At 43.4% G+C, this 15,797-nt stretch carries 11 protein-coding genes and 1 tRNA gene; 2 read left to right on the forward strand and 10 right to left on the reverse strand.

Annotated elements, in window-relative coordinates:
- Positions 1–1,738 precede the first annotated feature (1,738 nt).
- Positions 1,739–2,713 (reverse strand): thioredoxin-disulfide reductase, encoded by a 975-nt coding sequence (trxB, locus tag ANPL_RS02355; RefSeq protein WP_236822884.1) that lies wholly within the window; start codon positions 2,711–2,713, stop codon positions 1,739–1,741.
- Positions 2,714–2,715: 2 nt separating this feature from the next.
- Positions 2,716–3,318 (reverse strand): peroxiredoxin, encoded by a 603-nt coding sequence (locus tag ANPL_RS02360; protein ID WP_169193185.1) that lies wholly within the window; start codon positions 3,316–3,318, stop codon positions 2,716–2,718.
- 294 nt (positions 3,319–3,612) lie between these two features.
- On the opposite strand from ANPL_RS02360, the gene ANPL_RS02365 reads away from it, so the two are divergent.
- Positions 3,613–4,797, forward strand: a complete 1,185-nt coding sequence (locus ANPL_RS02365; protein ID WP_169193186.1) for a pyridoxal phosphate-dependent aminotransferase — start codon at positions 3,613–3,615, stop codon at positions 4,795–4,797.
- A 963-nt stretch (positions 4,798–5,760) separates the two neighbouring features.
- Here ANPL_RS02365 and ANPL_RS02370 read toward each other — a convergent pair.
- The 8 genes from ANPL_RS02370 to ANPL_RS02405 all read right to left on the reverse strand — a co-directional run bounded on the left by ANPL_RS02370 (position 5,761) and on the right by ANPL_RS02405 (position 14,177).
- A complete protein-coding gene (locus ANPL_RS02370) occupies positions 5,761–7,737 on the reverse strand; it encodes a peptidylprolyl isomerase (protein ID WP_169193187.1) in 1,977 nt (658 codons plus the stop codon).
- A gap of 77 nt (positions 7,738–7,814) precedes the next feature.
- Positions 7,815–8,420, reverse strand: a complete 606-nt coding sequence (gene tsaB / locus ANPL_RS02375; protein WP_169193188.1) for a tRNA (adenosine(37)-N6)-threonylcarbamoyltransferase complex dimerization subunit type 1 TsaB — start codon at positions 8,418–8,420, stop codon at positions 7,815–7,817.
- Positions 8,392–9,621, reverse strand: coding sequence for a cation:dicarboxylate symporter family transporter (locus tag ANPL_RS02380; RefSeq protein ID WP_169193189.1), 1,230 nt, complete (start codon positions 9,619–9,621; stop codon positions 8,392–8,394). The genes tsaB and ANPL_RS02380 overlap by 29 nt, the downstream gene beginning before the upstream one ends.
- A 115-nt stretch (positions 9,622–9,736) precedes the next feature.
- Entirely contained in the window at positions 9,737–9,979 is a 243-nt protein-coding gene (locus tag ANPL_RS02385) for a hypothetical protein (protein WP_169193190.1), read from the reverse strand.
- Positions 9,980–10,044: 65 nt separating this feature from the next.
- Complete coding sequence (locus tag ANPL_RS02390; protein WP_169193191.1) at positions 10,045–10,965, reverse strand: cation:dicarboxylate symporter family transporter; 921 nt, start codon at positions 10,963–10,965, stop codon at positions 10,045–10,047.
- A gap of 511 nt (positions 10,966–11,476) precedes the next feature.
- Positions 11,477–12,706, reverse strand: coding sequence for a cation:dicarboxylate symporter family transporter (locus tag ANPL_RS02395; RefSeq protein ID WP_169193192.1), 1,230 nt, complete (start codon positions 12,704–12,706; stop codon positions 11,477–11,479).
- Between the two features lie 149 nt (positions 12,707–12,855).
- Positions 12,856–14,058: a cation:dicarboxylate symporter family transporter gene (locus tag ANPL_RS02400; protein ID WP_169193193.1), complete on the reverse strand. Its 1,203-nt coding sequence runs from the start codon at positions 14,056–14,058 to the stop codon at positions 12,856–12,858.
- 45 nt (positions 14,059–14,103) lie between these two features.
- Positions 14,104–14,177 (reverse strand) — tRNA-Arg (locus tag ANPL_RS02405).
- 440 nt (positions 14,178–14,617) lie between these two features.
- Here ANPL_RS02405 and mreC point away from each other — a divergent pair.
- Positions 14,618–15,418, forward strand: coding sequence for a rod shape-determining protein MreC (gene mreC / locus ANPL_RS02410; RefSeq protein WP_169193194.1), 801 nt, complete (start codon positions 14,618–14,620; stop codon positions 15,416–15,418).
- The last annotated feature ends 379 nt before the right edge of the window (positions 15,419–15,797 follow it).

Consider the following 15,797-nt stretch of genomic DNA (forward strand, 5'->3'; position numbering starts at 1 on the left):
GTTAGTTTAAGTGTTATGGTTACAGTTACAGTTGAGCGTATTTTAAACGCGCTGCCAAAAAGCTGTTATTGGGTTTCTTGATGCTTTATGTGCAGTGAGCAGCATATGAGGTGGTTTTCTGTTTTCTTCAGAAGTTTTGAGATATGTAGTCTTTTCATCTGTCTTCGAGAAGCCGTCGGGCGGGATGTCAATGCTTTTACATTTTAGATAGGGGGGGGCTTTTAATAAGGGGCGCCGTTAATTAGAGCAGGTACGAAAGGGCACTTGCTATTAAAGAGTGTGAAGCTAACCACATATTTTTTGAAAAAGGTAGTTTAGGGGCATAGTCTATTGGAGTGCCGCACGAAGGTATTCTCTGCTAAAGGGGCTAAAAATGTACTTACGTTGCTCTAATCCAAGATGTTTGTATATTAAGAATTAATGTTTTACTTTAAGTGAGTTCATAAAATGGCCTTTAAAGCCAGGTTTTTTCTGCGGTTATATGAAATATCATTGCCATTTACCACGCATTGGCAAAGGGGGGGGGAAGTTGTAAAACTTGCACAGTTTTACGAGATATGTTCTGCTTACCATTGGTAAAACACACAATCAGCACTGTATGCTCCTTGCTATAAGTTGATTGCCGGCATAGATAGGAATTATAATTAAAGTTTTAGTTTAGTTTTAGTGATATATATCGTGATGACAAGGTGATTTTAGATCGCATTACTTGGGAGAGTACACTACAGTTGTCTAGTATAGTGCGAGGCAATTTAGCGTGTTTTGCAACCATAAGTTTGAAAATTTTTCCTAGCGAATATCTTTAACTGTTATGAAGTTTAATTCCTTGTGTTGTGAATCAGACAGTTGCTGCTCATCACCATAGTCATTTGTTTTGAACAGCTCGATGTATGTCTCGCATACTTACCATTCCGAGTAATCATATAAACATGGGGAGTTTGTTTCTGGCATGGTGCGCTTGTGTTGGTAACAAGCTATATTTGCCAAGTAAGGAGCAAGTGACATTAGCAATTTTTCCAGTTGTGACCTAGTAGCTGCGATGTGGCTATTATTGCTCTGCCACTTCATTTTTACTGTGGTTAGCTATTGGGTAAATGGTTTTCAAGCGGTTATTCCCAGATTTTTACAACTGTGTTTGAAATCGCGCCAAATGAGATTAGGAAGAAAGATCGTTGCATCCGTGGTGAGTTGGGAATGGCACTCAGGACAATATGTGGTATGCGCTGGCACAGTTGGTATTTCCGTTTTACGGTTTGCAAACTGAGTACCTATGTGATGCAAGCGTCCATTCAGCTTTTTCGCCATAATATTTTAAAAAATTGCTCCCAATGGGAGGAAAAAATAACTTTGTTACTGCGTGGTAGCGATAGGTTTATGGAAGTGTATGGTGGGGGCTCATAGTGTTTCTCAGCTATGCCAGACAGAGTTCTTGGCCATGGCCACTTTTGCTTTTTCTCATACATTCTTGATGTTCGGAAAAGCGCGCGAGATTCATCGCGCTTTAGCCGTGAGCGCCTTTTCAGTCTTTAATCGCATGCTAAACGGTAGACAAGATGTTCAGTGTAGAGAGGAGATGCATGGTGTTACTGCCGAGCTCTGACACATTTTTTCCCAATAAAGAATAACGTACACGTACAGCCCCAACTATAAAACAAATGACACAAGAAGGTAAACGCGGTCTCCCAAGCTTTGGTCCTTCTGCACCAGTTCTGAACACCATCACAGGGTAACGTAGTGCCTATTCTATTCCTTTCTCTGAAAGATATTTTTCCGCATCCATGGCCGCCATACAACCAGATCCTGCTGCGACGACCGCTTGGCGATAAACTTTATCGCAGACGTCTCCGGCAGCAAAGATTCCAGGGCATGTAGTCAATGTGCTTCCAGGTTGGGTGATTACGTAACCTTCATCATCAAGAGAGACTCCGACCTTGCTGGTCATGTTTTTCAGTACAGCGGTATTAGGAACATGCCCAATAGCTATAAACACTCCTCCCAAGCCGATAGTGCGCTCTGTATCATCCACGGTCGACTTGATCACCAACCCCGTGACCTTCTTCTCGTCCGTATCACCAGCTACTTCCTTTACGACACTGTTCCAGATTACCTCTATCTTCTTATTGTCAAAGAGTCGCTGCTGCATAACAGCTTCGGCGCGTAGCCTGTCTCTCCTATGGATTAAAAAAACTTTTCTAGCGCTTCTGGTCAGGTATAAGGCTTCCTCGACTGCTGTGTTCCCCCCACCAACTACGGCGACAACTTCGTCCTTAAAAAACGAGCCATCACAAGTGGCGCAAGCGGAAACTCCTTTCCCTTTATACTTTGTTTCACTCTCGATGCCTAGCCACCTTGCCTGAGCTCCAGTAGCGACAATGATACTATATGCGTAAAACGTTTCTCCAAACAAACTTACACATCTGAACGGATATTCCGACGCGTCAATGGAGCTAATCTCATCCATGAGCAGCGTCGCGCCACTATGGGCAGCCTGTTTCTGCATTTGCTCCATCAGCTTTGGCCCTTCTATATTGACAAAGCCCGGGTAATTCTCAACATCAGTTGTGATGGTTAACTGCCCCCCAGGTTGCGTTCCGGTTACAAGAAGAGGCTCCAGATTGGCCCTTCCAGCGTAAATCGCCGCAGTGCACCCCGCTGCACCAGAGCCTAAGATCAACACCTTTATGGCATTGGTCTTAGCGGCACCGTCAGTCACAACTAGGAACCCAGATTATCGGAATGCGATTGCAGATAGTGTTCTACACCGTGTTGAGTTGCTTCCATGGCCACTTGCCCCCGGGACCAGCCTGCAGGACATACCTCACCGTGCTTTTTATGGTGTTCTATAGCATCAACGATTCTCAAAAGCTCATCTATATTGCGTCCGATCGGCAAGTCATTTACTGCTTGATGTCTTACAACGAAATTCTCGTCAATCACAACAGTGCCTCTAAGAGCTACCCTGCCATTGTGGAGGACTCCATAGCTATTAGATATCTCATGTGAATCGTCTGCCACCAACGGGAAGCTTACCAGCCCAATCCCACCCTTTTCAAGAGGTGTATTTCTCCAATGTGAGTGAGCAAACTCAGAATCGGTACTCACCCCGACAACCTCCGCATTCCGCTCGCCGAATTGCGGTATTCTACTGTGCAAAGACAATATCTCAGTGGGGCACACAAAAGTAAAGTCGCGAGGGTAGAAAAACAGCACTGCGTACTTTCCGGCAACGTATTTACTAAACGTCATATCACACACCTTACCATCGGACATTACGGCCCGTGCAGTGAAGTCTATGGCTTGCTTAGTTACCAAATTCATAAGACATCTCACAAGAAAGACATGGGAGTAGTATACAAAATATTGGTGGATCAACAACGGGTTTTTTAGCAATATGTGGTTGGATTCAAGGTGATGTCGCAGATGTTAGATGTTTGTCACAAGATTGTTTCTGGGCGATTTTCCGAGAATTCGTTTGACTATTTTCGTCAAGAACTCGGGATAGTTTCATATGTTGTAAATGATTTATTGTACCGTGGGAGCATGGGTCATACATTTTGCTGCTATTAGGTGTTTTTTGGAAGAGAAGTGACTTTTGTTGACGGAGGGGCGCGTATGTTAAGCGAAAAGATGGACTGCATTAGGCCGTCTCCTACTCTGGAGCTTACAAGGCTTACCATGGAACTCAAGAAGAAGGGTATTGATGTGATTTCTCTGGGGGCGGGTGAACCTGATTTTGATACACCTGAGAACATCAAGACTGCCGCCATTAATGCTATTAATTCTGGCAAGACGAAATACACTCCCGTCGATGGTCTTCCTGAGTTGAAAGACGCGATAATTAATCGTACGAAACTTGACTACGGCTTTGATTATATGGCTGACCAGGTTTTGGTAGGGGCTGGGGCCAAGCAGTGCATTTACAACTTGTTTATGGCTACGCTCGACATGGGGGATGAAGTGATAATTCCGGCGCCGTATTGGGTTTCATATCCTGATATGGTAAAAATTGCCGGAGCAACGCCAGTTATCGCTGGTTGTGATCGTTCCTTACAGTTGGATCCCCAAGCGCTACGGGCCGCTGTGACATCTAGGACTAAGTGGATTGTAATTAACTCGCCTTCTAATCCCACGGGCGTTGTCTATAGTAAAGAAAACCTTGCAGCGATAGCAGAGGTATTACGTGCCTATCCTAACGTCGCAGTACTCTCAGATGATATATATGCCAAACTGGTTTATGGCTTGGAGTTTTCTAATATTCTGCATGCGGATAAGTCACTATACGACAGAGTATATATCGTCAACGGCGTTTCTAAGGCGTACTCGATGACTGGGTGGAGAATCGGGTATGTTATGGGAAGCGAGAAGGTTATAAAGGCTGCATCTACCATCCAATCGCAAAGCACTACTAATGCGAATTCAATAGCTCAGTATGCGGCAATTGAAGCTATGATGGGGAGCCAAGAATTTCTAGCAGAACGAATCTCAGCCTTCAAGCGCAGACGAGATAAAGTCATGGAAAGCCTGGGGAAAACTTCAATTCTTCGCGCTTACGAACCCCAAGGAGCATTCTATGTCTTTGTATCATGTGAAAATGCAATTGGAAAAGAAGCTCCAGGTGTGGGAGTCATAAAGGACGGCACTGACATGTCAAAGCACCTACTGAATCACAGAGTCGCGGTTGTGCCGGGAGAGGCATTCGGTGCGCCGCAGTTTTTCAGGATTTCTTATGCTCTCTCGGATGATAGTCTCTTAGAAGCGTGTGACAGGATTATAAAAGCGTGTTCCGAGCTAAGCTAGCGACATCCATACGCTGATGTGCTCCGTGATCATTCATTTTTAGACTTACAGCAGAAGTGTTGAGATTTTGGAACATCATATGTTTGGCAGAAAATCGCTGTGATAGAGTAGGGAATTCCCATATATAATAGTACATGGCAATGTTGTTCTTGTATTCAAGTTGTTTGCGAACTTGACAAATCCTCAAGGAAATTCTGCTGTAAAATCAGCCCTGACAGCTGTTTTTGTACATAACACTTTTGGATATTTTAGAACGGAAAGATATGTTCTTCTGATAACTAGCGAGTTTAAATGAGCCTTGATAACTTACTTCGTTTTATATACACCACAGCTCATGTGAGAGGCATGCAATGCGTTCTTTTGCGGTAGGGCTGAAGTTTTTAAGTGTTGGTGCGCTTGAGCTACTTCCGCTCACTTCGCTAACAGTGTATCGTGCTGTCTCCATGAGAAGATGAACACGATAGACGTTCAAGGTAATTCTGATTACCGGAGTCTTGATATTTACGGTTTCAGTGTTTCATGTTCAGCGATTGTGCCTTTATGACACATAAAATTGCAGAGGCAACGGTGGATCAACTAGTTTCTTTTCCTTTTCGGGCATCATAGCACCTGGCTGCTCTGGCTGCAAGCTCACTACAACAGCACCTTTATGTTTTTTCAGGGAGTGCAATGCGGTGATATTCCGGTGTCTGCCATTATTAAACGTCCAGACTGTTATTCAAAAGCTGTGATAAGAACACGCTCTTGATACAATAACTATGACAGGGGATTACCAGTTTTAAGAGCCTTGATTGTAATGCGGTAAATGATGTGTCACTGTTGCGCGAAATTTGTCGATATCAGACTTATTGTATCCTATAAGCAACATTCAGGCGCTGAGATCTCCGCACACGAAGACAACACTGACTTCGCCTTCCTCAAAGAGCCTTGAGTGCAGAACCACCGCATGTGTGCTCCTTTCGTCTAAACCTGGCTCAGCAACTCGCTATTCACCTTTACGCTGTATTTGTCCATCAGGTAACTAAGAAGCTGCTCCCGTAGCGCTGCAATCTCTTCTCCAGCTACGTGAGCGCTGAAATTCATCAACATCTTATCATCTACCTTCTCATCCCCCTTTATACCCCGGAGGACTGCCAAGTATACCCTACCCCTATGCTCTACAGCTTTACTAACATCACCAGTATTCATAACGAATATGGCATCAATGAGTTCCTCTGGCAGAATTCCAGATGATTCATCACTGCGAACTACATAATCTCTCTCAACAGATACCCCGGCTGTTGCCACAAGGTCGTCGTTCTTCAACTTTTCTGCAATACTTGAAGCCAATTCCCTCATTTTCTCCATTATTTGACCGTCTTTGTACTGTTGAGCGAGAATTTCCTTACTCTCCTCAAATGTCCTCATTCTTGGAGGAACCACATCTGTTACGGAAACGGCAAGATATGTTTCCCCAAAATTTACAAAGTGCGAAGGCTTACCAGTAGGAGAGGAAAAAGCCAGAGTAGACGCAGCCTCAACTGCAAGCATAGGAAGGAACTGAACCAGTTCCCCTTGAGGATTCTTTCCACCCATGTCAAATTCCTTCAGCACCCCAGTCTTAGAGTTGCTAAACATTTTCTGTACCTCTGAAAGAGTCGCACCACTTCCGATGGAATTGTTCGCTTTTTTGATTGTACTAGAAACAAGTTCGCGAGCTTTTTGTCGTCTTATGTTCAGTGAAACCTTTTCTTTTAACTTCACAAGGTTTTCTGGAGTGATCTCATGCTTGCGCAAGACCTTCATTATGTGCCATCCCACCAAGCTCTTGAAAACTCCACTCACTTCACCTTCTTCCAGGGCAAATACCACTCCACGTACTTCAGCTGGTAGGACTTCTCTTGAAATGTCATTTACAGTGATGTCCTCAATGGAATTACCCATTTCTATTGCTATCTCTTCAAAGGTTTTGCCTTCCCCATAAGCAGCGTATGCTTCGTACGCTTCTTCCTGATCGGAAAAGACCAAGTTGAGCACGTCGCGCTGGTCATGGAGCTGACTGTTCTTAATTTCAATATTTACTTCTTCTTCCGAAGCAGTTACTTCGGGAAGAGCATCTTCTTCGGTGACCACAAGATAGTCAGCAGTTCTGTACTCAGGGAACAGTAGAGACTCTTTCGGTGCGTTGATGTACATTTCGTTAAGTATGCTTTCAGGCACCTCTTTCTCTATCTCAGCCTCCACAGCTTGTGATGATATGGTTACCGCATCGACTATACGATACTGCGTAAGCCCTTCAAGAACATCCTTGGCAACATCTCCGTAATAGGGGTAGCCAGAATTGCCATGTCTTGGGAACAAACACTCCAACAGCACAGTGTGTGGTAAAGCATTCTGGATACGGCTTGCATAGGTTGCTTCATCCATACCACTGTTAGCCAGCAGTGTTTGGTACTTTTCCTTATCGAACTCGCCGTTACTGTCTTGGAATGCACGCATACTCCTGATAAGATCGCGCACACTGGCAGCACTTACCTGCAGCCCAAGATCAGATGTCATTTTTTCCATTATAACGTCAGACAGCATACTCTTCAGGATCATTTCCTTGACGCCATACTGCAGGATTTGTTCATCAGAGAGCTTACTCTTCAATACGCTTTCCATATTAGCCAGCTCATTCTGATATGTTACACGATACTCCTTTAGCGATATACAGCGGTTACCTAGTTCGGCAATACAGTCATTGCGGACACCACCGCCACGTTTTCCATCGATGAATACACTTCCAAAAGTCACAAAGACCAGAGCTCCCAGCACTGTTCCCAGAACCAAACCGACGTAAATCTTTCTTGATCGCATAACAAAACGTCCCACTACCCGGCTTCCCGAAGAGATATAGCAATGAAAGAAAATCTGCAAGTCTTTTTCTACAGGCGATGCACCAAATGAACGGTAACCCACGCCATATCTACAAGATTTTATGAACCCGCCCTAACCGCAGTTTTTTCAGTAATTCGTTGTTTTCGTTTGGAAAATTATCAGTTGTAGTTCCTTGAATAAATGGGAGTTAAGGGAGTTTCCGGCAGATTATGTTGCAGTTTGTGTGCCAAGTATTCTCCAACAAACTTGGCGCTAAACACTAGCGGATCCGTGCCATTTTTTGCTGCTGCATAAAGACCCTGTGGCAATTCGCTTTTTGAGCAGAACTTGAAATCTGATACTGGCACAAGTGAGTTGCTGAAGATCTGATAAAAGGCCTTATCCGCAGGCTCTTTTTGTATGGTGCTGACTATGGAAAGAATGTCTCGATCATTTTCTTCTGAAGTGCGGTATATAGAGTACGCCTGCAGCTCTAGCAGGCTCACGCCGTGAACGTGTGCGCATGATGCTAGCCTTAATCCCTGGACTGCAGAAAGAGATGCTCTCAACCCTGTAAAACTACCTGGACCAACAATTGCAGCTACATCCGTGATCTCTTCATAGGTTAGTGAAGCCGCACTGAGAGCCTCATCGATGACTTCAAAAAGCATTTCGGAATGGCTGTTCTTTTCGCGGCTCTTTTTTTCATATATCTCTCCGCTCTGCACCTTGAAGACTGAAGCTGTGCATTCTGAACTAGAAGTATTTATAATCAGGTACTGCACCCTTAAGCTGCTCACGAAATCGGATTTTGTTGGAGATCCTATCATAAATTCTGCTGAACAATAGAGAAAATGCTCCATTACCAAGAACATTAAGGAAAGTGGTAATGGGATCAAGAATAACATAAAGAGTAGTTATCAATGAAAGCATAGCAGGGGAGTAATGTAGGTATTGCTCAAATATCGGCAACATTACCAGGATTCCCCCGCCAGGTATGGAAACCACAGCAAACTTTGTAAGCAAAAAGTAGAATAAGAAAGTGGCATAATCAGCAGTCGAGATAAACCCAACTCCATGAAACGAAATCGATATGACCAGTGACATTATTATCATCAAGAAGCAATCACCAACCAAGTGCACATTTAGTGATGTTGGAACGATAATATCGGCCAGATCGTTGTTCCCCGAGTTTTTCTTAACAGTCTTAAGAATCAGGGGCATGCTGATCAAGCTAGACATCGTGGTAAAAGCAAAGAGAGCGGTGGGCACCATAGACTTAAACTTGTCAAAAGCATCGCGGAGAGAGAATCCAGCAGCTATGATGTAAAGAAGAATAATGTGCAACAATGCGGAAAAGAAGAAGTAAAGTGCTACTTCCGAGTTACCCTGCAAAATTCCAACAAGGTTTTCACTTTGCATGCGAAATACCAAGCCTGCTATAAATATGGGGAGTATCGGGGCGAACATTTTTTCCAAGATGAAGATGCTATATTTCCCCATGATATTCGCTATGGCAAATGATCTACCTTTAGTAACGTAAGGCAAAACCATGCCACACAAGAAGCCTAACAACACTGCTTTCAAGCAGCTGATATGTGAGGGAAGGCTAAAGGAGAAATATGGTTCTAACCCACCCGTCTTGGCAGATTCAGAAACTTGAAGACTGCCTGACATATGTGATGTAGCAAATTTTCCGACAAAATGTGCTGTCGTCATTGAGGCAGAATTAGAAAGCATTATCAGTGCTATTAGCGATAAAATTACCTTTAACGCATTAGTGCCCTGCAATTTTGATACAGACTGGAAGACTATACTGAAGACTATCAAGGGGAGTATAAATACCAGTACCTCTTTTATAGCAAGACTTACTCCATAAGAAAAAGACCTAACGCTATATGGAAACAGATCTGCAAAACAGAAGGCTGCTACCACCATTGCTATTAGGAATATGAACTTTGTTGTGTGTAGTATTTTTGTTTTCATAAGCCTGCAAATCCCGAAAAGTGTATAAAGTTTCTAAGTCTCCCGATGCTTCGGTGATTTCATGCCTAATTGTGTAATCTGACCCCATAATCTGCAATATGGTTTCTACGTCTCTCTATACCGTCTCAGCAGCAGGTCCATCGTCTTTGTTTCCTTCTCTTGTTGAGCGTCTGTTCAGTACCTTATCATATACCTGGCAGAACGAGAACGTGAACGCACCATTTCCGAGCACATTCAGGAAGGCAAGTATCGGATCAAAAACAACGTATAATGCTACCAGTACATATGCCATGCCTGGTGTATAGTGTAGGTACTGCTCGAAAATTGGCACCATTACCAATATTCCACCCCCGGGCACGGTTACCACGGCGAATTTTGCGAGTAAAAAGTGCAACAGGAAGTTAGCATAATCTGCAGTTGTTACTAACCCCCTCCAGGAAACAGGAATGACACAACCTGCGCCATGATTATCAGCAAAAAGCAGTCGCCAACTAGGTGCACGTTTAGCGCTGTTGGAAGCACCACATCAACCACGTCTGCGTTTTTAGTATTGCTCTTAACCGCTCTTTGTACCAACGGCATACTGATCAAACTAGACATTGTGGTAAATGCGAACAGAGCCGGTGGAATCATGGACCTAAACTTCACCAACGCACTGCGAACAGAAAACCCCGAAGCTACGACGTACATAAGCATAACATGCAGGAGCGCAGCTATGAAAAAGTACAGCCCCACTTCGGCATTATCCCGTAAAACCTCAATGATCCTTTCACTATGTACACGAAATACCAAACCCACAATGAATATGGGGAGTATCGGCGTAAAAGTCTTTTCCAGAGCGAGGAAACTATAACGCCCCAGTTTTTCCGCCACAGGGATTGACCTTCCTTTTGTTAAATGGGGTAAAATCGCACCACAAAGAGAACCCAACAAAACTGCTTCTATGCAACTCATGTGTGTCGGAAGGCTAAAAGAAAAGAACGGCTCAAGGACCTTTTCCGCCTTGGATTCGGAAATCTGAAGGCCTTCTGTCATGTGCGACGTTGCAAACTTTCCTACAAAATGTGCGACTATCACCGACGCAGTATTGAAAAGCATGATCATCGTCACTAACGCTATAACCACTTTAATTGCGCCAGCACCCTGTAATCTTGATATAGATTGGAATACTATACTAAACACTACAAACGGAAGCGCAAACACCACTACTTCTCTTATGGCAAGGCTAACTCCATAGGAAAAAGACCTGATGTCATAAGGCAACAGATCTGCAAAACAGAATGCAGAAATCACCATTGCTACAAGGACAGCAAACCTTGCATAGTGAACGATATCTTTTTTCACGAATCTCCCTCCCCGTTGTAATTACTCCTAACTCTTCTATGAATACAGCGTACAGCCCGCAGTACAAGGCCCGCAATGCATAAAGAAACAGCATATTGCCGCTTTTAGGGTGAGCAGGCGCACACGACGCACAACAGAAAATCTAGTGTGTATGTCATCTTTTTGTCAAATTTTGTTCATTACCACCCAGCCACAGCAAAGATGTCCCTTTAACATAACGCGGCAGGAAAATGCTTTGTCTACTTTTCATGTTCTGAGGTTATCAAATAATTAAAAAGCACATGCAGTGTTGTTGCGTAAGGAAATTTTGTGGGAACACGGAGCATTGATACTTCTTCATGGTACGAACATTACATAAAAGACTTAATTAAGATAGTCGCTGGAAGGGCAGTGAGTATGCTGAGCCGTTACGCTTCTTCCGTAATTAGCCTCCGCAGCTTACTAATATAAGGAGCTGAGGCTACAATAGCGTTATTTTGTAAGTTTCTTCCAAGATGTTGCACTTTTATACTTAGTTAGGTCCATTTCTAGCACTAATCTTTTTGGCATCCGGCGCATTTTTTGTTCTAGCAATTGTCCTATCATAAATTCTGCTGAACAATAGAGAAAATGCTCCATTACCAAGAACATTAAGGAAAGTGGTAATGGGATCAAGAATAACATAAAGAGTAGTTATCAATGAAAGCATAGCAGGGGAGTAATGTAGGTATTGCTCAAATATCGGCAACATTACCAGGATTCCCCCGCCAGGTATGGAAACCACAGCAAACTTTGTAAGCAAAAAGTAGAATAAGAAAGTGGCATAATCAGCAGTCGAGATAAACCCAACTCCATGAAACGAAATCGATATGACCAGTGACATTATTATCATCAAGAAGCAATCACCAACCAAGTGCACATTTAGTGATGTTGGAACGATAATATCGGCCAGATCGTTGTTCCCCGAGTTTTTCTTAACAGTCTTAAGAATCAGGGGCATGCTGATCAAGCTAGACATCGTGGTAAAAGCAAAGAGAGCGGTGGGCACCATAGACTTAAACTTGTCAAAAGCATCGCGGAGAGAGAATCCAGCAGCTATGATGTAAAGAAGAATAATGTGCAACAATGCGGAAAAGAAGAAGTAAAGTGCTACTTCCGAGTTACCCTGCAAAATTCCAACAAGGTTTTCACTTTGCATGCGAAATACCAAGCCTGCTATAAATATGGGGAGTATCGGGGCGAACATTTTTTCCAAGATGAAGATGCTATATTTCCCCATGATATTCGCTATGGCAAATGATCTACCTTTAGTAACGTAAGGCAAAACCATGCCACACAAGAAGCCTAACAACACTGCTTTCAAGCAGCTGATATGTGAGGGAAGGCTAAAGGAGAAATATGGTTCTAACCCACCCGTCTTGGCAGATTCAGAAACTTGAAGACTGCCTGACATATGTGATGTAGCAAATTTTCCGACAAAATGTGCTGTCGTCATTGAGGCAGAATTAGAAAGCATTATCAGTGCTATTAGCGATAAAATTACCTTTAACGCATTAGTGCCCTGCAATTTTGATACAGACTGGAAGACTATACTGAAGACTATCAAGGGGAGTATAAATACCAGTACCTCTTTTATAGCAAGACTTACTCCATAAGAAAAAGACCTAACGCTATATGGAAACAGATCTGCAAAACAGAAGGCTGCTACCACCATTGCTATTAGGAATATGAACTTTGTTGTGTGTAGTATTTTTGTTTTCATAAGCCTGCAAATCCCGAAAAGTGTATAAAGTTTCTAAGTCTCCCGATGCTTCGGTGATTTCATGCCTAATTATGTAATCTGACCCCATAATCTGCAATAAGTAAGAGATTATGAGGTCCACAGGCATGCACAACATCACAGCGGTAGTTCTATTTACTATCCTCTTTATCGCTCCAAGATCCTCTTTCTGATCTGAACAGCAACTGATTTGCTCTTACAAACAGTATAGAAAACGCACCATTACCAAGAACATTGATCGAGGTTATTAAAGGATCAAGAAGTATGCACAATGTAGTTGACAAAGAAAGCATGGCAGGGGTAAAGTGCAGATACTGTTCCATGGCTGGGAACATTAATATTAGCCCCGTGCCAGCAACAGCTGCTTCAGCGAATTTCATCAACACCACATACACTAGAAAGTGCAGGTAGTCTGAAGTGGTGATGAGCTCTGTTTTTCCAAAAGCTGCCGCCATAAGTGATAAGAGTATCACAGTAAAGAAGCAATCTCCAATCAGATGTACATTGACAGACCCCGGTACTGCTATGTCCGCTGCACTATCATTATTTGTTGATTTTTTTACAGCCGATAGGGTGATGGGCATGGTCAGCAGACTGGACATGGAGGCAAATCCTGCTATGGCTGCTGGCAGCATGTTTTTCAGTAGTACAATAGTTTTTTCTACCGAGCACCCACTGCTTACAAAATATAAGAACAGTGTATGCGCCAGTGCCGGAACGAATATATAAAGCATCACCTGGTAATTGCGCGCTATAATGTCTAGAGCTCCATCACTTCTCAGTTTGAAGGCAAACCCAACTACGAATATTGGCAATAAAGGCGCAAATATTTTTTCAAGGATGAAGACGCTTGCGTCGTATAGGCTCTGCGATACTTTAAGCGCGCGACTTCCAAACATCTTTGGCAGTACTATTCCCGATAAAACCCCAAATGCAAGGGCTTTCGCGCAACTAATAATTGAGGGTAAATTAAAGCTTCCATAAGCTTTAAGTGCTTCGCTTCCAAGTGTTCCGCCACTAACAGCTACATTTCCACCAGCGCTTGTAACGACTGTGCTCATAACATGAGCAACACCTACTGAAAGCGTATTTGACAATAATACCATTGCAATTAGTAGGAGTGTGGTTCTTACAGCACTCCCTCCCCGTAGCTGTCCGGTGGAGTGGAAGACTATACTAAAAACAATCAGCGGCAGGATAAAGACCAAAACTTCTTTGATAAATAGGCTGATGGTGTAACTCAGTGACCTGATCTCGACAGGAACAAGGTCCGCACAAAAGAACGCACCGGCAACAAGAAGAAGCAGAAAAAGAAAGCGCAGCGAATGACTCATAAAACTGCCAGTAACTAAAGTAACAAGCTGTTAGCTAGGGTAAAACGCGCCCTGAGCGACTCGAACGCCCGACCTTTTGATCCGTAGTCAAATGCTCTATCCAACTGAGCTAAGGGCGCGCAAAATTACCCGGTAGGTTATAGGCTAATTTATGGTGTGTAAACAAAATTTTTGGCAAATCTCCCGCATTTTTTTTCATCATAAGACGCGTTGGGATGCAAGTAGATGGGTTAAATCTAAATAAATAGGTTAATTATCTATAATAATATGCTGAAAATAGCCAATTAATAGCTGATTGCAAAATAGCGAGATAGCTGTGTTGCGCTCGTTGTATTGATCGTATTTCGGAGGATAGTAGGTTTTTGCCTTGCTGTTATGGAATATAAGAAAAAATAGGGTTAGTTTTTATGGATGTAATGTAACTATAGTCGCCATAGTAGTAAATTCTGTGCAAAAGCGGTCAATATACTATTCCAATTGCTCTAGTTTAAATTGTTTTTTTGTTGGAAAATTTTTGGTAGTATTCCCCTGAAATTTTTTGCACCTTTGTCACTAAGTTATGAAATACGTCAGTATTAAGCCGGCATCGAGCATTACCCGGTATCTTAGAGGGGGTGCGTCAGTTTTGAAGAAAAAGAGAGCACTCTTTTTCGTAGCGGTAGGGGTGTTACTGCATTACCTATATGCCAACCAGGGCGTAAATGTGTTTGGTGTGATGCGTACTTATGTTGCTGATAGAGGGGTTGTTGCGGCTGGTAAGGTGACGGCGCTGTTGCAAGGTACTTTTTGTGTTGAGGAAAAGTGCGTTCCCGCTGCTGGGGGAGGGCATACTTCTGGGGATTGTACCACAAAGATAGGAGTACTTGCCAGTGAGAATGCCGCTTTGCGACGGTTACTTAACTTTGTTTCTGACTATAGCGGGATTTCATATACTACGGCGCGGGTGATCTTCGTGCGGGATGGCGGCGCGGAAAGAGCGCTGCTTCCTTTAGGTAAGGCAGATGGGATCCAAAACCAGCAAGCTGTTATAAACAGCAATGGGCTTGTTGGGAAGATCGTAGATGTTAGCGAGCACAGTTCCAGAGTTTTGCTAGTAACGGATAGGGATTTTCATATTCCAGTTACAATAGTGGGCAGCGGTGTTGGGGCTGTACTGTCAGGAACAGGAAAAGGGGCTGTACTTTCTGATTTCTCCTCAGGCGATAGAGAGGTTAGTGCAGGTGATTTGGTGATAACCGTCGATAGCGGTATCGGGTTTCCGTATGGGGTTTATGTAGGTAGCGTATCCGACTCTAAGTCTGTCACTACTGCAGCTTCTATCCGGGGGTTAGATATTGTAAGTGTTATAAAGCTACACTGAGGGGTAGGCCTCTTGCGCGGCTGTCCCCAGGTCCTGATTTTCTGTTCCTTTGCCTTGGTACTTGCGGGTTTCTGTCTGTTTGCGGTGGATCAGGGGGCGCGCCGGCGTTTTCTTCCAGTCCATCTGACAATATGGGAAAGTACTTTACCTGACCGACGCCAGGGTCGTGTATTCCGGAGCAGAAGATTATTTTATAGATGAAGAATTTTAGCACGCACTATAAGAGCATGTCTTTCAAGTTGGGGACAAAGCCTTTTATTTTAAGTGCACCGATAACAAAAACAGCATATGGCGGTTGCAGTGCGTTTAGATGTTGATAGCTTCGGTTTCGTTCTTTATCCGAGATTTTTATTCAGCTCCATGAATTTCTGACCACATG

Source organism: Anaplasma platys, from assembly GCF_012790675.1.
GTDB lineage: Bacteria > Pseudomonadota > Alphaproteobacteria > Rickettsiales > Anaplasmataceae > Anaplasma > Anaplasma platys.